At 63.6% G+C, this 18,808-nt stretch carries 22 protein-coding genes; 7 read left to right on the forward strand and 15 right to left on the reverse strand.

Translation table 11 applies throughout. The annotated features are described in order from the left end of the window. Nucleotides 1-308 precede the first annotated feature (308 nt). Complete coding sequence (locus EOA23_RS18695; protein ID WP_126061628.1) at nucleotides 309-1,034, reverse strand: outer membrane protein; 726 nt, start codon at nucleotides 1,032-1,034, stop codon at nucleotides 309-311. Nucleotides 1,035-1,156: 122 nt separating this feature from the next. On the opposite strand from EOA23_RS18695, the gene EOA23_RS18700 reads away from it, so the two are divergent. Further along, nucleotides 1,157-2,404 (forward strand): AraC family transcriptional regulator, encoded by a 1,248-nt coding sequence (locus EOA23_RS18700; protein ID WP_189341638.1) that lies wholly within the window; start codon nucleotides 1,157-1,159, stop codon nucleotides 2,402-2,404. A 223-nt stretch (nucleotides 2,405-2,627) separates the two neighbouring features. Here EOA23_RS18700 and EOA23_RS18705 read toward each other — a convergent pair whose 3' ends face one another. The 10 genes from EOA23_RS18705 to EOA23_RS18750 all read right to left on the reverse strand — a co-directional run bounded on the left by EOA23_RS18705 (nucleotide 2,628) and on the right by EOA23_RS18750 (nucleotide 11,614). Beyond that, on the reverse strand, nucleotides 2,628-2,912 hold the full coding sequence (locus EOA23_RS18705) for a PRC-barrel domain containing protein (RefSeq protein WP_127305218.1): 285 nt from the start codon (nucleotides 2,910-2,912) through the stop codon (nucleotides 2,628-2,630). Nucleotides 2,913-3,134: 222 nt separating this feature from the next. Further along, nucleotides 3,135-3,458, reverse strand: a complete 324-nt coding sequence (locus tag EOA23_RS18710; protein ID WP_127305219.1) for a DUF2934 domain-containing protein — start codon at nucleotides 3,456-3,458, stop codon at nucleotides 3,135-3,137. Between the two features lie 78 nt (nucleotides 3,459-3,536). Continuing rightward, a complete protein-coding gene (locus tag EOA23_RS18715) occupies nucleotides 3,537-4,646 on the reverse strand; it encodes a mandelate racemase/muconate lactonizing enzyme family protein (protein ID WP_127305220.1) in 1,110 nt (369 codons plus the stop codon). A 55-nt stretch (nucleotides 4,647-4,701) separates the two neighbouring features. Continuing rightward, on the reverse strand, nucleotides 4,702-7,140 hold the full coding sequence (locus EOA23_RS18720; RefSeq protein WP_127305221.1) for an FAD-dependent oxidoreductase: 2,439 nt from the start codon (nucleotides 7,138-7,140) through the stop codon (nucleotides 4,702-4,704). Between the two features lie 131 nt (nucleotides 7,141-7,271). Continuing rightward, complete coding sequence (locus tag EOA23_RS18725) at nucleotides 7,272-8,270, reverse strand: L,D-transpeptidase (protein WP_127305222.1); 999 nt, start codon at nucleotides 8,268-8,270, stop codon at nucleotides 7,272-7,274. A gap of 152 nt (nucleotides 8,271-8,422) precedes the next feature. Beyond that, nucleotides 8,423-8,707 carry a DUF982 domain-containing protein gene (locus EOA23_RS18730; RefSeq protein ID WP_127305223.1) on the reverse strand — a complete coding sequence of 95 codons (285 nt, stop codon included), beginning with the start codon at nucleotides 8,705-8,707 and terminating at the stop codon, nucleotides 8,423-8,425. A gap of 26 nt (nucleotides 8,708-8,733) precedes the next feature. Next, nucleotides 8,734-9,036, reverse strand: a complete 303-nt coding sequence (locus tag EOA23_RS18735) for a DUF982 domain-containing protein (protein WP_127305224.1) — start codon at nucleotides 9,034-9,036, stop codon at nucleotides 8,734-8,736. 199 nt (nucleotides 9,037-9,235) lie between these two features. Further along, on the reverse strand, nucleotides 9,236-9,463 hold the full coding sequence (locus tag EOA23_RS18740; RefSeq protein ID WP_042638367.1) for a hypothetical protein: 228 nt from the start codon (nucleotides 9,461-9,463) through the stop codon (nucleotides 9,236-9,238). Nucleotides 9,464-9,893: 430 nt separating this feature from the next. Next, complete coding sequence (locus EOA23_RS18745) at nucleotides 9,894-10,097, reverse strand: hypothetical protein (protein WP_189341639.1); 204 nt, start codon at nucleotides 10,095-10,097, stop codon at nucleotides 9,894-9,896. A gap of 176 nt (nucleotides 10,098-10,273) precedes the next feature. Further along, a complete protein-coding gene (locus EOA23_RS18750; protein WP_127305225.1) occupies nucleotides 10,274-11,614 on the reverse strand; it encodes a phospholipase D-like domain-containing protein in 1,341 nt (446 codons plus the stop codon). Nucleotides 11,615-11,775: 161 nt separating this feature from the next. On the opposite strand from EOA23_RS18750, the gene EOA23_RS18755 reads away from it, so the two are divergent. Then, entirely contained in the window at nucleotides 11,776-12,159 is a 384-nt protein-coding gene (locus EOA23_RS18755) for a DUF768 domain-containing protein (RefSeq protein ID WP_127305226.1), read from the forward strand. Beyond that, on the forward strand, nucleotides 12,140-12,424 hold the full coding sequence (locus tag EOA23_RS18760) for a hypothetical protein (RefSeq protein WP_127305227.1): 285 nt from the start codon (nucleotides 12,140-12,142) through the stop codon (nucleotides 12,422-12,424). Before EOA23_RS18755 ends, EOA23_RS18760 begins: the two co-directional genes overlap by 20 nt. Before the next feature lie 48 nt (nucleotides 12,425-12,472). On the opposite strand, the gene EOA23_RS36955 is transcribed toward EOA23_RS18760, so the two are convergent. The 3 genes from EOA23_RS36955 to EOA23_RS18775 form a co-directional block, all read right to left on the reverse strand. Further along, on the reverse strand, nucleotides 12,473-12,595 hold the full coding sequence (locus EOA23_RS36955) for a hypothetical protein (RefSeq protein WP_281058756.1): 123 nt from the start codon (nucleotides 12,593-12,595) through the stop codon (nucleotides 12,473-12,475). A 323-nt stretch (nucleotides 12,596-12,918) separates the two neighbouring features. After that, on the reverse strand, nucleotides 12,919-13,212 hold the full coding sequence (locus EOA23_RS18770) for a GYD domain-containing protein (protein ID WP_126061615.1): 294 nt from the start codon (nucleotides 13,210-13,212) through the stop codon (nucleotides 12,919-12,921). A gap of 203 nt (nucleotides 13,213-13,415) precedes the next feature. Then, nucleotides 13,416-14,303 carry a transcriptional regulator GcvA gene (locus EOA23_RS18775; protein ID WP_127305229.1) on the reverse strand — a complete coding sequence of 296 codons (888 nt, stop codon included), beginning with the start codon at nucleotides 14,301-14,303 and terminating at the stop codon, nucleotides 13,416-13,418. Nucleotides 14,304-14,427: 124 nt separating this feature from the next. Between EOA23_RS18775 and EOA23_RS18780 the strand changes: the two genes are divergently transcribed. From EOA23_RS18780 to EOA23_RS18795, 4 genes are all read left to right on the forward strand, one after another. Then, nucleotides 14,428-14,889 carry a VOC family protein gene (locus EOA23_RS18780; protein ID WP_126061613.1) on the forward strand — a complete coding sequence of 154 codons (462 nt, stop codon included), beginning with the start codon at nucleotides 14,428-14,430 and terminating at the stop codon, nucleotides 14,887-14,889. A gap of 33 nt (nucleotides 14,890-14,922) precedes the next feature. Next, a complete protein-coding gene (locus EOA23_RS18785) occupies nucleotides 14,923-15,651 on the forward strand; it encodes an SDR family oxidoreductase (RefSeq protein ID WP_127305230.1) in 729 nt (242 codons plus the stop codon). Between the two features lie 207 nt (nucleotides 15,652-15,858). Beyond that, complete coding sequence (locus tag EOA23_RS18790) at nucleotides 15,859-16,665, forward strand: alpha/beta hydrolase (protein ID WP_127305231.1); 807 nt, start codon at nucleotides 15,859-15,861, stop codon at nucleotides 16,663-16,665. Nucleotides 16,666-16,796: 131 nt separating this feature from the next. Continuing rightward, nucleotides 16,797-17,810: a nitronate monooxygenase family protein gene (locus tag EOA23_RS18795; protein ID WP_127305232.1), complete on the forward strand. Its 1,014-nt coding sequence runs from the start codon at nucleotides 16,797-16,799 to the stop codon at nucleotides 17,808-17,810. Between the two features lie 159 nt (nucleotides 17,811-17,969). Here EOA23_RS18795 and EOA23_RS18800 read toward each other — a convergent pair. Continuing rightward, nucleotides 17,970-18,808: alpha/beta hydrolase (locus tag EOA23_RS18800; protein WP_245474254.1), on the reverse strand; the 839-nt coding region annotated here is incomplete at its 5' end.

The raw sequence follows: 18,808 nt of genomic DNA on the forward strand, positions 1-18,808 counted from the left end.
CTTCTGGGCATGGGCGGCGGCAATCTGGTCCTGATGACGCTGGCGCTCGCGGCGACGCTCAATGTGGGGCTCTCTATCTGCCTGCTTGCAGCCATGGGCCGCTGATCCTCGGATCGGTTTGACGCGCGACGAAATCGCCGAACCTGTCGCGGATATCCGCTTTCAGGCGGCTCCGGACGGAAGCCGCCGCACATCTTCTGGCGAATTGTGCCAATGCATGTCGCTCAAATGCGCCGTGGTTTCGGCTGAGCGACATGCATCAAACAAGGCTTAACTGCGGGTAGCGTATCTGAACTATCGCGAGGCGCTCAGAAACGGTAATTCACGAAGGCCTTCAGCGTGTGGAAAGCCACGTCGTCCTTGACTGTCAACCCCTCGCCATTGTCGAGTATCTGCTTCGAGCCAAGGTCGACATAGGCATACTCGGTGCCGAAGGAGATGCGATCGGTGATGGCGTGCTCGAGGCCTGCGCCGATCGTCCAGCCGGTGCGTGTCTGCTCCTCGTTGAAGACGGTCGTCCCGCCGACCGTCAGTGTCTGCTCGGTCTTGCCAAAGGCAAGGCCGCCATGGCCGTAGATCAACGTGCGGTCCCAAGCGTGGCCCAGCCGCGCGCGAACGGTGCCGAGATATTTGAGATCCACGTCGCCATTGAAGATCTCGGTGCCGTCCACCGAGGCCGTGACCGAAGCGCCGTAGCTGGACGCGGCAATATCCGCCACCGCACCGATCACCCAGCGGTCGGCGAACTGCCAGTCATAGCCTGCCTGGATGCCGCCGAGGAAGCCGCTTGCGGAAATCTCGAACGCGCCGTTGATCGGCGGCGGGTTTCCGTCGGCAAAGATCTGCCGCGAATTGAGCTTCATGTCGCCAACCGCAAACGAACCGAACCCGCCGAGATAGGGCCCCGTCCAGCTGAAGCTCTCCTCCGTCGGCGGCATCGGGGCCGCTTCCGGGGCGAGCGCATCGGCAGCGAAAGCGCTGCCGGCGGCAAGGACGATCGCCATGGCAGCCATGGACGTGGGTATGATCTTCATCGGATACGTTCCTCGTTGAATTGCCAGTTTCGAAATTGCGTCCACATTTCTTCCCGCCCATGCATGAGCGGGCTTCCGGGGCCGTCAGCCAATTTGCGAAGACATGTCCGCTCATTGCAGACATGAAAATCGAGTGCCACCCCTTCAACGCACCGCTAGCAGAGAAAATCCGGGTGCGTGTGGCGAATACGGAAGTCAAAATTGCAATAACGGAACAGTTGTTGTTCCGGAATTTCTGTCTTGCAAATTTGTCACACTTAACTCACTTTCCGAAAGCTGAGAGGCCATTCTTGATCGGGCTCAAACCAGGGCGGAAATGGTGTTTCTCAAGCGCCAACGGACAGGCAAAGGCCAATTGCGGGCAGGCGCCGTCCAAATCCAGGCAGTCTTCGACAGGGAGCACGATGGCGAGCGCTGATCGGGTGGCTACATTCTCGGCGGACGACATTCCCGAGGATCAACGGGACGAGTTCATTCGCGATTTCTACGGTCGCATCCAGATGCGGTTGGACATCACGCCGCGTGCCGACACGCCTCTCAAATTCTCTGCCCGCACCCTGATCCTGCCCGGGATGAATCTCACCAAGGGCACTGTCTCTCCCATGGTCTGGGAGCGCAACAGCGCGCTGATGGCCGACGGCAACGACGATATCCTCCTGTCCTGGAACAAGGGCGGCTACCGCTTCACCATGCCTGGGCGTGGCGATTTCAGCACCGATCCCGGCACCGCCGCCATCTTCCCGATGGACCGCCGCTACTCGGTCGTCAGCGAGGATTCGCAATGGACCATGGCGCTTCAGTTCAAGCGCTCGCTGCTGGCCCCGCTGGTGAAGAACCTCGATGATGTGCGTCCCGACAGTCTCGGCCGCACGCTCCCGGCCCACCGGCTGCTGTTTGATTACCTCTGGTCGCTCCTGCATATGGAGGAGCCCGACGCGCTCGCGCCTCTTGCTTCCCGCCATATCACCGATCTTCTTGCCGTTTCCTTCGGTGGTATGGAGGCCCATACGCATCCTCCCGGTGTCCGCGCGGCGAGGCTTGCGGCCATCAAGCAGCACATCGCCCGCAATCTCACCGATCCCGGGCTCAACGCTGGGCAGATATCGCGCAAGTTCGGTATCAGCGAGCGCTATGTCCGCCAGCTCTTTGCTGGGGAGGGCACAAGCTTTTCCGACTATGTCAACGGAGAGCGGCTCGCCTATGTCCATAGCTGCCTCACCGACCGCCGACAGTTGCTGCGGCGCATCGCCGACATTGCCTTTGAGGTCGGGTTCAATGAGCCATCCACCTTCTATCGGCAGTTCCGGCTGCGCTACGGCATGACGCCGACGGAAGTTCGTGCCCTGACCGAGAAGGGCGATAGTGGCTGAAGGGCCCGGGTTCGCTGCCGCATCTTCGTCCAAAGCGGCGCATCGGTGTGTTTGCCAGCAGCCTGATCTCCGCGCGCCGCTACTTGTCACCGCCAGCGTCTCGTTGAGCACGGCCGCCAGATGGAGCCGCCGAGCGCCAGCTGCTCGACCGCGCCTCCTCCAAAAAAAGACCCGGCAGTTGCCGGGTCGGGTTCTTCTCATTCCTTCACAACGGCTTCGGGCTTCAGTCGCGATGCTCCGGCATCGCCTTCAACTGCTCCTTCGTCCAGCTGGTGACGGCATGGACGTCGCCGTCCTCGTCGCGCATGAAATCGAGCTGGCTGGCTGTGACGGCCACCGGCTTGGCGCCGATGCCGAGAAAGCCGCCGACATCGATCACGACCTGGCTGCCGTGCAGGTGGTCGACCGAGCCGATCTTCTCGTCATCGGGGCCGTAGATGGTCGCGCCTTCGAGGATGTCCGGCGTGAGCTCGGCATTGGTCAGTCTCACGTGGCTGGTATGGTCCATGATGCATCTCCTGTGGTGTACAGGAGGAACCGTCGATGCGGCCGAGCGTTCCGCCGATGGAGCGAAAAGCGAGCGCTGCTCAGCGAAGCGCTGCCCATCCCATCACGAGGATGAGGACGAGCGCGACCAGCGCGCCTGAGATCGCGAGCCGGGCGCGGGCGCCGGGGGTGTGTCCTGGGCATGCCCGTGGTTCTCACCGCGGATAGGTTGGTCGCCGGCTCGTCAACTGCCCCGCTTCGCCTTGAGACTCCGCGCCGCCTCCTCGATCGCGGCGCGATCGTTGCCCAGTCGGTCGAGCAGCTCCTGCGCCTCGTCGCCGGAAATGCCGGTGCGCATGGCAAGCGCCTCGACCGTCAGCACATCCGCGCTGTCGATCTCGCGTGTTTCGGGCAGGGCGTCGCCCGCCGTCAGCGGCAGGGCGGCCTCGCGGTCGATCTCCATCTCGGCCTGTTGCCAGTGCCGTTCGTGATTGCCGAGGATGCCGCCCTCGCGCTGAAAGATCTCATAGGCGCGCTGTCTGATCTTCTCGGTCCGATCGTCGTCCATCGCCGTTCCTCCTTGCGTGTCACAAGAACGCGGGACAGGGCGGAACGATCCGTGTCGCCCACGAAGTGATCGACCGGCCTACGGCCCGTAAATCGCCACCGGCTTGCCGAACATGCCGGGCTCGGGTTTCACGCCCAGCCCCGGCCGTTGCGGCACGGCGATATGGCCTTGCTTGATGACGACCGGGTGCTTCTGGTCGAAATGGCCCTTGATGTATTCCTGGGCGATCCAGGCGCCTTCCATGCGGCGGGGCTCGACGGTGGCGGCCAGATGCACGCAGGCGGCCGCGATGATGTCGCCGCCCCAGGCGTCGTCGCAACTGTGCGGCAGCGAGCGGATGGCACAGAGGTCGCGCACAGTCGCCATTTTGGTCGGCCCACCGAGGCGCGTGACCTTGAAGCCGAAGCCGTCCGCGATGCCGAGCGAGATTGCCCGCAGCACCGCGTTCTGGTCCTCGGTGCTCTCGTCGAGATAGACCGGATGCGTGACGCGGCCTTTCAGCGTCGCGATCTCATCCATCGTGTTGCAAGGCTGCTCGAAGACGAAGGGGATCGCCTGGCAGAGCCGGTCGAGATGGATCGCCGCGGCCACCGTCAGGCCACGGTTGCCGTCGACCGCCAGCCGGGCCTTGTAGCCGACCGCTTCCCAGACCTGGCGGACAACGGCCACGTCCTCTTCCAAATCGCGCCCGCCGATCTTCACTTGCAGGCGCGGATAGCCCTCCTTCACCTTGTCGGCGGCTATCCGCGCCGTCTCCTCCGGCGCCCCGACGATCAGCGAATAATAGGCCGGCACGCGGTCGGTGAGAGCGCCGCCCAACAGCGTCGAGACCGGCACGCCGAGCTTTTGCCCGAGCAGGTCGAGAAAAGCCATGTCGAAGGCGGCCTTGGCATAGCCGTGCCCGTTGAGCCGCTCGTCCATCCGCTTCGCAAGCAGCCTGATCGAGGCGATCTCCGAACCGATCAGGCCGGGTGCGATTTCGGCGATCGCGGCGCGCGCGCCCAGCGCGTGATGCGGCTGGTAGACCGGGCCGATCGGGCAGGTCTCGCCCCAGCCTGTGAGCCCGTCATCGGTGACGATCTCGACCAGAGTTGAGTCCAGCGCCTCCACATCGGCGATGGCCATGCGGTAGACGCCGTTCTTGACCGGCAATTGGGCCGAATAGACGTTGATCCGCTCGATGCGCATACGGGCTTCCCTCCGAAGGACACGTCGGCGATAGGGCCTTTGCCGGCCCCGCCTGTTACATCCGCGCCCTTGCCGAGGTCGGATCGTAAGGCGAATCCGGAATCACCTCGGCGACCTTCCAGTCACCAAGGATCGCGACATCGAGCTTCGTGCCGGGCTTGGCAAAACGCTCGGGCAGCAGCGCCAGCGCCACGTCATGCCCGAGCGCGTAGCCATAGCCGCCCGACGTGATGCGCCCGACCAGCTTGCCGTCGCTGTAGAGCCCTTCATTGGCCAGGGTGCTGGCGCCGTCCGTATCGATCTTGAGCGTTACCGAGCGGCGCTGGTCGTTACGCTCCTTGTATTTCTGCACCGCGTCGCGCCCGACGAAGTCGCCCTTGTCCAGGCGGATGAAGCGTTCCAGCCCGCTTTCCAGCGCGTTGAGCTCGGGGTTCATGTCGCGATACATGGCGCGATAGGATTTCTCGAGCCTGAGCGACTCCAGCGCGTGCAGCCCGACCAGCCGCATGCCGTGCTTCTCGCCCTCTCTCAGGATCGCGTCGAGCAACTGCCGCTGGTAGGGCAGGGGGTGATACAGCTCCCAGCCAAGCTCGCCTTCATAGTTGACGCGCAGCAGCCGCACGTCGCTGGCCAGGGCCACGCTGCCGGTCTTCACGCCGAACCAGGGGAAGCGTTCGTTGGAAAGGTCGATCCCGGTGAGGGGCTGCAGCACCTCGCGAGCCTTGGGGCCAACGACCGTGAAACAGCCACGGTCGTTCGTCACGTTCTTCAGGCTTACGCTGCCGTCGGCGGGCAGCAGCCTCGACAGATCGTCGAAATTCCAGCGCTCGGCGCGCGGCGTCGAGATCAGGTAGAACTGATCCTCGCCGAGACGCGCCACCATGTACTCCGCCTGCACGCCGCCATTGGCCGTCAGATGGTGCGCCAGCGTCACCTTGCCGACTGAGGGCAAGCGGTTGGCGATGATCCGGTCCAGCCAATGCGCCGCGCCTGGTCCCGACACCTCGAACTTGGTCATCGGCGTCATCTCGACCAGGCCTACGGCGTTGCGCACCGCCAGCACCTCTTCGCCGACGAGGTTGCCCTTGGGCGTCCAGCGCCAGCTATACTGGTCCTTGGCCTCGATCCCGTCGCGCGCGAACCAGTTGGGCATCTCCCAACCATTGAGCACGCCCCAGACGGCGCCCAGCTCGGTCAGCCTGTCATAGGAGGGCGCGGTCTTCTGCGGCCGTGCTGCAGGCATGTCCTGTCCGGGATATTTCTGCTCGGCATGCGTGCCCCAGGCCTCGCGCACCTTCGCGCGAGTCCATTCCTTATTGGCGTAGTCGCCGAAGCGGCGCGGGTCGAGATCAGACGTGTCGAGGCTGTTGCCGCCCTCGACGATCCGCTCCGACAGATAGTAGCCGATCGTACCGCCCCACAGGATGCCGCCCGGCACGCCCTCGGCGAGCCAGACATTGGGCAGGCCCCAGGCTGGTCCCATCAAGGGCAACTCGTCGGCCGTCATCTGGAAGGGCCCGCGCACATTGGCCTTGATGCCGACGCGCCCTAGCGCCGGCACCAGCCGCAAGGCCTTATCCCAGTTCCACGACACCGCCTCGAAATCCTCGTCCAGCAGGTCGGCGCCGAACCAGGCGGGCACGCCATCCTCGGCGAACAGCTTGAGGTGTTCGGTGCGCTCGTAAGGCCCGAACATCAGCCCGTCGCCTTCCTCGCGCAGATAGCCTTCGAAACCCTCGTCGCGCAGGATCGGCATTTCGGGCCGGCCCGCGCGCTTGCGCTCCACCACTTCCGGCACCGCCTCGGTGATCCAGTACTGGTGCAGGATCGGGATCGCCGGGATGTCGAGGCCGAGCAACGCGCCGGTCTGGCGCGCGTAATTGCCGGTGGCGCAAATCACATGCTCGCAGGTGATGTCGCCCTGATTGGTCCGGACCAGCCACTCGCCGCCAGGCGTCCGGCTGAAGCCGGTGACCTCGGTGTTGAGATAGACTTTTGCCCCAAGATCGCGCGCGCCCTTGGCCATGGCGTGCGTGACATCGGCCGGCGCGATATGGCCGTCATCGGGATGGTAGAGCGCGCCCAGCATCTCCTTGTTGTCGAGCAGCGGCCAGAGCTTTCGCGCCTCATCCGGGGTCAGCAGATGCGTCCGCATGCCTTGCACCTCGGCGACGCTCATATAGCTCTTGAACTCGTCGAGCCGGTCGCGCGAATTGGCGATCCGCAGCTGCCCGCATTTGTGCCAGCCCACTGGCTGCCCGGTCTCGGCCTCCAGCCCCTCATAGATCTCGATGGTCTTGTTGATCATGCGCCCGACATTGATGTTGCGGGCATAGGACGGGATCAGCCCCGCCGCGTGCCAGGTCGATCCGGCGGTCAGCTGCGTGCGCTCCAGCAGCGCCACGTCGGTCCAGCCGCGCTTGGCCAGCCCATAGAGAATTCCCGCGCCAACGCACCCGCCGCCAACGATCACCACCCGCGCATGTGTCTGCATCAAACCACCGATTCTGGACCGAGCTGAGAACAACCGCGATCGAAAGCTACAGGCGGTGATTGGCCCTGTAACGTCTTCAAAAATTAGGGGTCATGATAAGCTGGATTTATGCAGCGGCCTGCGGGCCGTAGTCACTGCGCCTGCCCATCCTGCGCCGTCTCGTCCTTGAAGTCGACCTTCGTTCCCGGCTTGACCATCGCGGCGAGGTCTTCGGCGTCCCAGTTGGTCATCCGGATGCAGCCATGCGAGTAGGTGGTGCCGATCTTTCCCGGGTCTGGCGTGCCGTGAATGCCGTAGCTCTCGATCGAGAGGTCGATCCACACCGATCCGACCGGATTGTTGGGCCCCTTGGCGATGGTGAAGGGATGCTTGGTCTTCACGCCCTTGAAGGCGAATTTCGGATTGTAGTGATAGGTCGGATTGTGCACCACGCGCTTGACCTCGGCCGCGCCGCTCGGCGCCGGTTTCTCCTCGCTGCCGATCGAGGCCGGATAGACGGCAATCGCCTTGCCCGATGTATCGAGGGCGCGCACCTGGCGCGATGCCTTGTCGACCTCGACGCTGGCAATCTGTGAAGGCGCATCGCCGCGGCCGACATCGGGCACGACCAGGCTCGTGCCGGCCTTGCTGAATCCGGCTTTGGGATTGAGCATCCTCAGCAATTCTTCGCTGACATGAAACCGTTCCGCCAGCTTCTCCCGCGCGTTGCGATAACCGAGGCGCTTGAGATGCGCCATGCTCTCCATGCGGGCGGGGATGCGCTTTGTGAAGGGGCCGCGCACATCCTTCGCGGTGGTCTCATAGGTCGTCATCACCGGGCCGGCGAAGGTTGCCGCGAGCTTGTCCCACGTCTCCCGCGTGAGGTTGCCGTCGGAGCGCAATCCGTTCGCTGCCTGGAAGGCCGCGACCGCCTTGGTGAAGTTTTGCGACGCGCGGCCGTCGACCAGGCCGGGGGAGAAGCGGGCGCGATCCAGAAGCACCTGCGCCTTGAGCAGCATGGGGCTGACGCCTTTTTGTTCGCCTTCGCTGAATTGCGCTTGATTGACGGCGTCGGGTTCCAGCCTCGCTGCCTGCGTGACGCCGCACGCGATGCCGAGCGCCACCGCTAAGACAACAAGGAACCTGACCATCGACGTCACTCCCGAACCGCGACAAGGACCTGCCTTTATGACGCGGCAGCCCCGATCTGGTTCCTATCGAGGGGCAACGTGAAGGTCGCGCTTCGCTGCCGGCGATCGCGGCTGAGGGCGAATGAGGCGGCGCTGGCCGCCGCCTCATTACATCAGGCATGTTTTGGGTGAGCTTTTTCAAGCATGGGGGGAATGGCGCCATCCTCGATGAGGATGTCCTTCTTGCGCGCAAAGGCGACGAAAACGCCCCTCGCTGTTTCCGCATCGACATCCCCGGCGAGCGCAGCCCTGCAGGCGCGGATAGCCGCCTTCTGCTCCGGGCTGTTACCGCACCAGTCGATGACGAATTGATAGGCGTCCACGACGGTGTTCAACTGACGCGGAAACCCCAGTCCTACCCAGACGCGGATTGGTTTTTCGAACGGTTTGGCGAACATGGCAACGTCCTCGATCCGCGACGATGCTAGGCGGTCAGCCCGCCGCCCTTGCGGCCTTTGCCGACCATCCAGGGCAGGGTGGTGCTCACGTCTTCATGGATTCTGGCGGATTTGGCGAAACCGCAAAATGCCTCTCTGGCCGCCGTCAGCGGAAAACCGCTGTCGAAGGCCCGCTGGCAGGCGCGCAGCGCCGTTTCATAAATCGGCCCGCGCCGGTTCTTGGGCCATTCGTAGAGGAATTCCAGGGCGTCTTCGAGGCACGCGATCTCCTGGACGAGGCTGTTTCCGCTCTTGACGAAAACAGGGCTGTCGAACATCCGGTCGTTCATAAGATCCTCCAAGTCGAACGAACAATTTGAGTTTGATGGGGGCGGGGACCGCGGCGGTCTGCGCCCGGCTTCGATATGGGTTTACGAGTTTGAACCGTCAAGGACTTGGCGGATGCTCTCATGCCCCCATTGCTCGGGCCCGATGTTCTGCGCGCGATCAGTCGATCAGCCGGCATCCGAGCCGCCGGCGGCGGCCTTCTCACCGACTGGAATTGAGCTTTTGGATGCGCCCTTTGTCCAGCCGGAAAACGCCGTCCGTGCCGCCTTGCTGCTCGAAATCGGTTTGAAGCTCATCCCACGTGCCGAGATATTCGCCGCACTCGGCGCAGTGGATCGGCGTTGCGGGTTGGGCATCGGCTGGAATGTTCAAACGGATGACGCCGCAAAACGGGCATTCCAGTTTGTGGTCCAGATACTGGGTGGTCATGACCGTTCAGCATCGTGCAAACGGCATGCCTGCGCAAGCCGACGGACTTCGACGGGCCGATCCCTGGTTCGGCACGGTCTGCGAAACCGCAAGCCGCGAAGCGCCTTCACGGTCGCGCAGGCCGGAGACCGTGCGCCGCGCCGCTCACACACGACCTGGAGCGGACGCCTGAGCACGCGCCCTTATGATCCGGGCTTCTCGCAAAAGCGACGGCCGGTCGCGCCCGACCGCCTTTATCAGCCTCCTGGCTTGAGCATCGGAGATGCCGGTTTTTTGCTTCAGCAGAATGACGAGCTCTTGTCGTCAATTCGCCCATGAGAACTGCCTTCACCGGGCTCTGTCATGTCGAGGATCCTCCTTGCAACCGAACTGGAAAAACCGTCGAAAGTTTCATCGCGGCCCTGCTTTGCCTGGCCGCTGCGCTGCGGCGTTATCTGCCCAGCGGTCTTCGCGACAGCTCAGCCAGCTCCCGCTCGTCGGTGATCCCCGCCATGTAGTTCGCGATGATGCGCAAGGCCCGCCGCTCGCGCTGCTCGTCGGTTTCATCCGCGCCGGCGCCGAGTTCAAGGACGCGGCCAAGGAAGGTCACCTCGTCCGGCAGGAATGCGCCTTTCGACAGTCTCGTAATCGGCATTGTCTCCTCCTCCGTGCCCCAGCCCAAAGGATGCCCGACCGGCGGACATGCTCGTGACACAACGACCACCGACCGGGCCTGCCAACCCCAACGTTTTGGCACGACCATACTGCATGTTTGTTGATGATCCGCCCTAACCAAGGTGAATCGGCACCACGAAACTCTTCGTGCCGAACCTAAAGCTGCGTGTGCAGCTTGCTCGCAAGCCAATCGGTGACTTTCTCGGTCAGCGGACGCGCCTGCCATTCCGCCAAGCTGATCTGCCTCGACCGTTTCAGGTCCTCGTTGAACAAGTCGATCTGCGTCTGCGCAAAATCCCTGCCGTAGACATTGAGGCTGGCTTCGTCATTCAGGCGCAACGAGCGCTCGTCCAGGTTGGTGGAGCCGAAGCTTGCCCAGACGTCATCGACGATGAGCAGTTTGGGATGATACATCGTCGGCTGAAACTCGTAGATGCGAACGCCGGCTTCGAGCAGTTCTCCCCAAAAGTGGCGCGAGCCCTTTCGCACGATGGGCACATCGGTCAGCGAATTGGGCACGATGACGTCGACGGCCACGCCTCGTTTCCTGGCGTCGAGTATCTGCTGCAGTGCAATTTCATCCGGCACGAAATAGGCCATGCCGATGCGCAGGTGATCCTTGGCCGCGGCGATCGCCGCCAACATCGTCAGCTCCATATCCTCGGAGCCGTTCGGTTGCGATGACAGGACCAGCTGGGCGCCAAGCGCGCCTGCGGGCTCGGGTGGCGGATAGAACTTCTCTCCTTGCAACGTTTCGCCCGCGGTCTCCAGCCAGTTCTCGGCGAAGGCCGCCTGGAACGCGCCCACCGAAGGCCCTTCGATCCGATAATGGGTGTCACGCCACTCGTTCGGATTGCGCGCGTCGCCCAGCCAGTTGTCCGCGATGCCGACCCCGCCGGTGAACGCGACCCGCCCGTCCACGATCAGCAGTTTGCGGTGGGTCCGGTTGTTCACCCGGTCAAGCGTATACCAGTAGACGGGCCGGTAGCGCTGGAACCGCACCCCGGCGCCCGTCATGATGTGGATCAGGTTCTCGTCGAAGGGCAGAGAGCCAAGCCAGTCGACCAGCACTCGGACCTCGACGCCTTCGCGGGCTTTCGCGGCCAGGGCCGTGGCGAACTGATAGCCGACCGAGCCCGACCAATAAATGTAGGTTTCCATGTCGATGCTGGATCGGGCCGTGCCGATCGCTTGCAGCATCGCGGGAAAAATCTCGTCGCCGTTGACGAGGGTTTGCACGGCGTTCTGCCCGGAGATCTGCCCTTGCGAATAGCTGCTCATGCTTTGCACGAATTGCGGATCCGCCGCGTCGAAACGGTGCGGAACGATCGTGCGGATGACACTCGGCTCCGGAGTCAGGTTTACCGCGGCCAGCGTGACAATCGCGGCGGCGACGGCCACGGCGACATATTTGAGGATGTCGAGCCAATAGCCGGCCTTGCGCCCGGCAGCGAGCGTCTTGCTGGCCAGTAGCGCTCTAAAGCCCTGAGCCTTCACGTCTTTCGCCTGTGGTCAGTTTATCCCAACAGCAAGAATGTTCGACCGTGATTCAGGTTCCCGGCTGGGCCTGCGCGGGCTCCGACCGGCGCTTCGTCAGCCGATCCCCGGCCCGCCGCTCACCATCGACCGAGCGCTGCATCCTTTGCGACCAATCGGCGTTGAAGAAGATCGTTCAAGGATGGTCTTGCATGGATATCAAGCTGGAACAGCCCGTAGCCGAGGCCTCGCCGGAGGCCGACATGCTCGTGAACAAGACGGCGCATTTCGTGGAGGAATGGATCAGTGAGCATAAGGCCGAACCTCGGGTCGCGATGCCGGCCGAGATAGTCGCCGCCGAATTGGCCGACCAATTTATCGCCGACGCCGAAAGCCAAGGCATAGAGCCTGACGAGATCAGCGAGGAAGTGGGCGACCTCAAGGAATATATCGCCGAGACCGTGCTGGAGGAGCAACGCGACGGCAGCGGCGATGATCATGGATCGGTTGCGCCTGCGCCGCCCGCCTCTGGAAACGGAGAGACCAATGCCGAAATTCCGCTTTGAGTTTCTCGAATCCGCGGCGCAGCCGCCGATCCACGTCGAGATGGAAAATCTCGAAACGGCGAAAGCCGAGGCCAAACGAGCCGCGAAGGAAGCCATGCTCGACGGCATTGCCGCGGGGTCGGACCCGACATCCTGGGTGACCAAGATCTACGACGAGGCGGGCTACCTGGTGACGACCATCGAATTCCAGGATCTGCTGTCCGAGGCCCAGCGGCCCGGTCAGGCGGACGAGACCGGCGAGCTCGGCGTGATGCGCTCAGGTTGAGGCTTGATCCCACGCCGGCGAGGACTGATCGCGCCGATATCCGGCCCCTTATTCGTCGCCCTTGTAGGTCTTGGCGGCTTCCTCGATCTTGCGCCAATCATTGCCATAGCGCCGCACAAGCTTCCGCGCCTGCGCAGGTGACAGTCCCTGCGTCTCGACGACGTGCTTCACCTCCGTCTCTTCGCCCTTCAGCGGACGCGAGCGCGGCCGTCTGGAGTGTCTGGCCGTCTCTCCATTTCGTCTCGGCATGGATGCCCCTCTCTCGGATCGGTATCAACCGCCGAGCCGAAGGAAGGTTTCCTGAGCCCGTGCGTCAGCCCGGGCCGATGCACAGGGCTCGCCGGCAGGGGTGAGCCGCACCGACAGCGTCGCGCTCGAAGAACTGCACACCGAGCCGCTCCGCCAATGCGTGAGGTCGAATTCGTAGGCGGCCTGCGCCGGGCACCCTGCCCGCCGCAGGCTTCGATCCGCCACGTGCGTTGGTAAAGTGACGGTCAGGCCATCCTTGCCAGTATCTTGGCCATATCCGCCGTATCGAACGCCCTCAGGGTCTCGGTTCTGATGTTGCCCATCGATGCGATTGATAAGCCCAGCGCAGTCGCGGCAATGTCGTCCTCCGCTTCGGCAACCGCCACGACATCATGCTTGCCCAGAGTCCACAACAAGGTGTGAATCTTGACCCCGCTTTTGCTGGCCATCTCCTTGAAAGCCTCGGCACGCTTCTGGGTGTCCTTTATGGTCCTGATACCCTGGTCGGTGAAGTTCGACAGCAATACGTAGTGAGCCATTGGTTTCCTCCCACAAGGGAAACGCGGGGCGCTCACGGCGCGTCCGCCGTTCCCGGAACCACAATAGCACGTGCCCACTCTGTAAAGAAGCAATTGCTAATATATCGGCGTACAGGTTGGATTGCCGCAAGAGGCGCGAGCTGAGTGTCATGTCTCGAAGGCGGCACGCGCGTGCAAGGCGGTGTGTAGATGGCTGCCGCTCGTCAGCCCGGACCGATCTCCTCAAACAGCCAGTCGCGAAACGCCTTGACCTTGCGCTGGCGGATCGCCTCCGGTGGGTAGACCAGATAGAAGCTGGAGACGGCCTTCAACGCATGGTCGAACGGCCGCACCAGCCGGCCGGTGGCAAGGTCGGCGGAGACCAGCATGGTGCGGCCGAGCACCACGCCTTCGCCCTGGACGGCGGATTCCACGGCGAAGGTGGCGGAATCGAAGGTGAGGCCGCTGTTGGGATCGACGCCTTCGACCCCGGCGCTGGCCAGCCACGCCGCCCAGTCGATGCGGTAGCCGTCGCGGATCAGCGTGTGATACCTGAGGTCCTCGGGCCGCTTCAGCGGATGCGGCCCTTCCAGCAGCTTCGGGCTGCAGACGGGAAACACTTCCTCGCCGGTGAGGAATTCCGACGTCAGCCCGTGATAGTGGCCGCCGCCATATCGTATGGCGACGTCGATGCCGTCGCCGCGGAAATTGGTCAGCCGGCCGGTGGTCGAGACGCGCACGTCGATATCGCCATGCGCGCGGTGAAAACGGTAGAGCCGCGGCACCAGCCATTTTCCGGCAAACCCGTCCGACGTGCTGACGTTGAGCGTCGAGCCGGAGTGGCGCGAGGTCGCGGTCTGCGTCGCCAGCGCGAGCTGGTCGAGCGCCTCGCGCACGGCAACCGCATAAGGCTCGCCGACCGGTGTGAGCCGCACCGAGCGCGTCGCGCGCTCGAAGAGCTGCACGCCGAGCTGATCCTCCAGGTGTTTTATCGCCCGGCTGATCGCGCCATGCGTGAGGTTGAGCTCGTCGGCAGCCCTTGAAAAATTCAAATGCCGTGCGGCGGCCTCGAAGGCCGGCAAGGCGTTGAGCGGCGGCAGTCTACGGGTCATGGCGAAGCCATTTGTGAGTTATGGTAACAAATACTTGCCAAACTTTGGTTTGTCCGTCGAGCTTTTTCCAGCCCAAAATCCTCACAGAACTTGTGATCAAAACTCACCAGCATGCGAGGACGCCATGGCCACCGTTCATCCCTTCCTCTGGTTCAATCTCGATGCCGAAGCCGCGCGGGATTTCTATCTGTCGGTCTTCAAGAACAGCCGCGCGCTCGGCGCGATCGAGTTCACCGACAAGCCGCACGCGATCTTCGACTTCGAGCTCGAAGGCCAACGTTTCACGGCGCTCAATGCTGGCGGCGTGCCGCCTTTCAACGAGCGCATCTCGCTCTACATCGAGACCGGGGACCAGGTAGAGACCGACTATTTCTGGAACGCGCTCACCGCCGGCGGCGGCTCGGAACAGCCTTGCGGCTGGCTGAAGGACAAGTTCGGCGTCTACTGGCAGGTCATCCCGGCCGAAGCCTTGCGGCTGATGAACGATCCGGACCGTGCGAAGGCCGACCGGGCGCGCCAGGCGATGTATTCGATGAAGAAGATCATCCTCGCCGACATCGCCGCCGCCCACGCCGGCCGCGGCTGATTCAACTCATCACTGCAAACATGGAGAAAACCCATGACCAGTCTCGCGGGAAAAAAGATCATCGTCGTCGGCGGCAGCTCCGGCATCGGCTTCGGCGTCGCTGCGGCCGCCCTGGAACACGGCGCGGAAGTCGTGATCGTCGGCCGCTCCGAGGACAAGCTGAAGGCCGCCGAAGAGCGGCTCGGGGCAGGACACGTGACGGCCATCGCCGCCGACATGGCGAACGAGGCGGACGTGTCCCGCATGTTCGAGCAAGCCGGCGCCTTCGATCATCTGGTGGCGACGGCCGGCACGCCACCGCCCAACGATCCGATCGGCGAGACCGACATGGATTTCGTGCGCGGCTTCGTCGACGGCAAGCTGATCGGGTCGGTGATGCTTGCCAAGCATGCTGTGCGCAAATTGAACAAGGGCGGCTCGATGATCTTCACCTCCGGCGTCAACAAGGACCGCCCGCCGGTCCCCGGCGGCGCGGTGGTCGCGGCGGTCGCCGGTTCCTTCAGCTATTTCGCCCGCGCGCTGGCGCTGGAGCTCGCGCCAACCCGCGTCAACATCGTCTCGCCCGGCTGGGTCGACACCGAAATGTGGGACGAGATCGTCGGAGAAGCCAAGACAGGCTATTTCGAGCAGATGGGCGGCCGCATCCCGGCCGGCAGGATCGCCAGGCCCGCCGATATCGCGCCGGCCTATCTCTATCTGATGCAGAACAAGTTCATGACCGGCGAGACGGTCCACATCGACGGCGGGCAGCGGCTGGTCTGAGCGAGCGAGCACAGCCTTGATCAGGACGTTCGGTTCCGCCGGTGGCGATGGCTTCGGTGCCAAACGCGATGCGGATCTTGCAGTTCCAATCGCTTCATCGATCCGTATCCGGCCGGGGCAGGGGACGTCGAGGGGACGCCGGCCTTCTATCCATCCCGCAGCGTCGGATCGATCGGGCCCGGCAAGGAGACACCCTCGGAGCGGGAAATGTCACTGGTCAATACTGTCACCCACCATCGCACGCTCAAGGCTGTTGCCGAGGATGGTATCTTTATCGCTTACGAGGACCTGGGTCGTGGCGAGCCGCTCGTACTGCTGCATGGCGCGACCGAAACCAGCGAGTCCTGGCACGAGGCGGGTTACGTCGACCGATTGCTGCGACGCGGGCGCCGGCTGATCCTCATCGATTGCCGCGGCCATGGCCGGAGCGGAAAGCCTTATGACCCGATCGCCTATTCCGACCGCAGACGGGCAGCGGATGTCGTTGCCGTGCTCGACCATGCTGGTGTCCGGAATGCTGCTTTGATGGGGCATTCGATGGGCGGCGTGGTCGCACTGGCCACGGCGGCCTATCACCCAGACCGCATCAGCGCGTTGGTCGTCAACGGCGCGCATCCGTTCGCGGAGGATATCACCTTCTTGCGTACGAGACTCAAGAATGACTTCGAGGCTTGGGTCGGCCTCTTGACGCAACTGGCCCCCGGCCTTTCGCAGGCCGCATGCCGGCGGATCCGGGCCAACGACATCGCCGCTGTTCAAGCAAGCCTTGCCACGGACAGGTTGGATTTCTCGGCAACCTTCGCGGAGCTGGGGATACCGGTGCTTGCAATCAGCGGCACGCTCGATCCGCGCTGCCAGTCCGTCCGGAATTTCGCCGAACTGGCGGGCGGCGAGTTTCTGGCGCTCCCGGGCAAGAACCATGTCACGGCCTTCCTCGATGTCGAGACCGTGGCGCCGGTTGTCGACTCTTTTCTGGAGCGTGTCGGTGTCCAGAAGACAAGGCAAGGAGGCTAAGCGATGTGCCGGTCCTGTCCAGCGCGTCGGAAATTCCTTCGTTGGCCACGATCACGATCCGACCATGACGATCAAACCCCGGTCAGTGCGTCACGCGCAGGCCGCCTCGATCAAATCCAAGGATACAGACTATGATTTCGACATCCATCACCCGCGACTTCGGCCTTGCAACGCCAATTGTCAATGCAGGTATGGCGATGATCGCCCGTCCCGCCCTTGCGGCTGCTGTATGCGAAGCCGGCGGGCTTGGCACGATCGGCTCCGACATCAACCCGCCCCACGTCCTGCGCGAACTCATCCGGAAGACCAAGGCGCTTACGAAGCGGCCCTTCGGCGTCGACCTGATCGGCGACTTCGTCACCGACGAACACATATCCGTTCTCGTCGAGGAACAGGTGATGCTCGCGATCTTCTTTTGGACGTTGCCGACCTCCGAGCATGCCGAACGCCTGAAGCAGGCCGGCATCAAGCTCTGGATGCAGGTCGGCCGCGTCACCGAAGCTGAGCAAGCGGTTGCCCTGGGCGCCGAAGCTCTCATCGTCCAGGGTGCGGAGGCGGGCGGCCACAATCGGGCGGAAGCGTCCACCATGACGCTCTTTCCCCGTATTCGCAGACGCTTCCCCGGTCTGCGGCTGCTTGCTGCAGGCGGCATAGTGGATGGTACGACCATGGCCGCCGCACTCGCGCTCGGCGCTGATGCGGTCTGGTGCGGCAGCCGTTTCCTCGCCTCGAAAGAGGCCGAAGCGCACGATGCTTACAAGGACCGCGTGTTAGCGGCCGATGTGGGCGACACGGCGATCCTATCCATCTACGGTCCCGAGTGGTCCGATCAGCTCATGCGGGCCATCGTCAATGACGGCGCACGTGCGGCGCTGGGTCGGGAAACCGAAGCCACCAAGGATGCAGAAGGCCAGTTCATCGGCTCTACCGTCCTCAACGGCCAGACGGTCCCGGTGCCGCGCTACAGCGCTATCCTGCCGACGCCTGATTTCGACGGGGACATAGAGCAGGCATGCCTGACGGCCGGGCAAAGCGCCGGCAACATCGACGAGATTCTGCCTGCGGGCGAGATAGTCCGGCGCATGACGGCCGAGGCAAACTCAGTGCTCCAGCGCCTGACTGGAGCAATTCCAGGAAAAGTGTGAGCGGTTTTCCGTCCGGAATTGCGTAAAACAAAGGCATGGAGCGGTTCGCCGTTTCCGAGAAACGGTGAAACGCTCTGGCATGGCGGAGGCCGCCTGACGCGCGGCCTTCACAGATCCATTTGCAACGATCATCCCGGGCAGCGCGCTGCGGCCAAGCGATCAGCCGCGTCGAGCAAACGCGCTGATGCTGTTGAGCAGCGGCTGTTGGTCGCCCACCCAGAACCAGTGGTCGTCACCGTCGACTTCGATGAACCGCGCACCCGGGATCTTGGCCGCCAGGAAACGCCCGGCCTCGACACGCACGGCGCGGTCGCCGGAGCGGTGCAGAACCGTCGTCCGGGCCGAGACGTTTGCGAGCAAGTGACGGACATCGGCATCGCGCAGCGCTTCGAGCAGGCCTGCGACCGCGCCGGGACTAGAGGCTGCCCTCAGCAATCCGGCCCACCAGGTTTCCGCTTGGCGGTCTGCGGCGAGGCTCGGGGCGAAAGTTTGGATTTCCGCCGGGCCGCCCCAGCCAGCGAGCAGGCGTTGCTTCCAGAGGTCGTATTGCGCGCCGGTCAGGGCGAACGGATAGTCGGGCGCGCGGCTGCCTTTCGCCAGCGAACCCCAGAGAACAAGGCCGATCAGGCGATCGGGGTGATCTACGGCAAAACGGATGCAACCCGGCCCACCTTCTGACGCGCCGATGAGCAAGGCCCTGCGGCTGCCAGCAGCATTCATGACGGCCAGAATATCCTGGGCCGTCGCTTCGACGGTCGGGCGGGCGCCGACGCGGTCGGAAAGTCCCATGCCGCGCCGATCGAACAGGATCAGGCGACCCAGGCGCGAAACAGCGCTGATCCAGGCGCGGCAGCTCCTGTCTTCCCAGATACGCTCGACATGCGAAATGAAGCCGGGAACAAGCACGATGTCCGTCGGGCCGCTGCCGACGATCTGGTACGCGATATGGATGCCGCCCACTTCGACGTAGCGCGTTCTGGGCAGGTCCAAGGTGGCAT

This window comes from Mesorhizobium sp. M2A.F.Ca.ET.042.01.1.1, assembly GCF_003997405.1.
GTDB lineage: Bacteria > Pseudomonadota > Alphaproteobacteria > Rhizobiales > Rhizobiaceae > Mesorhizobium.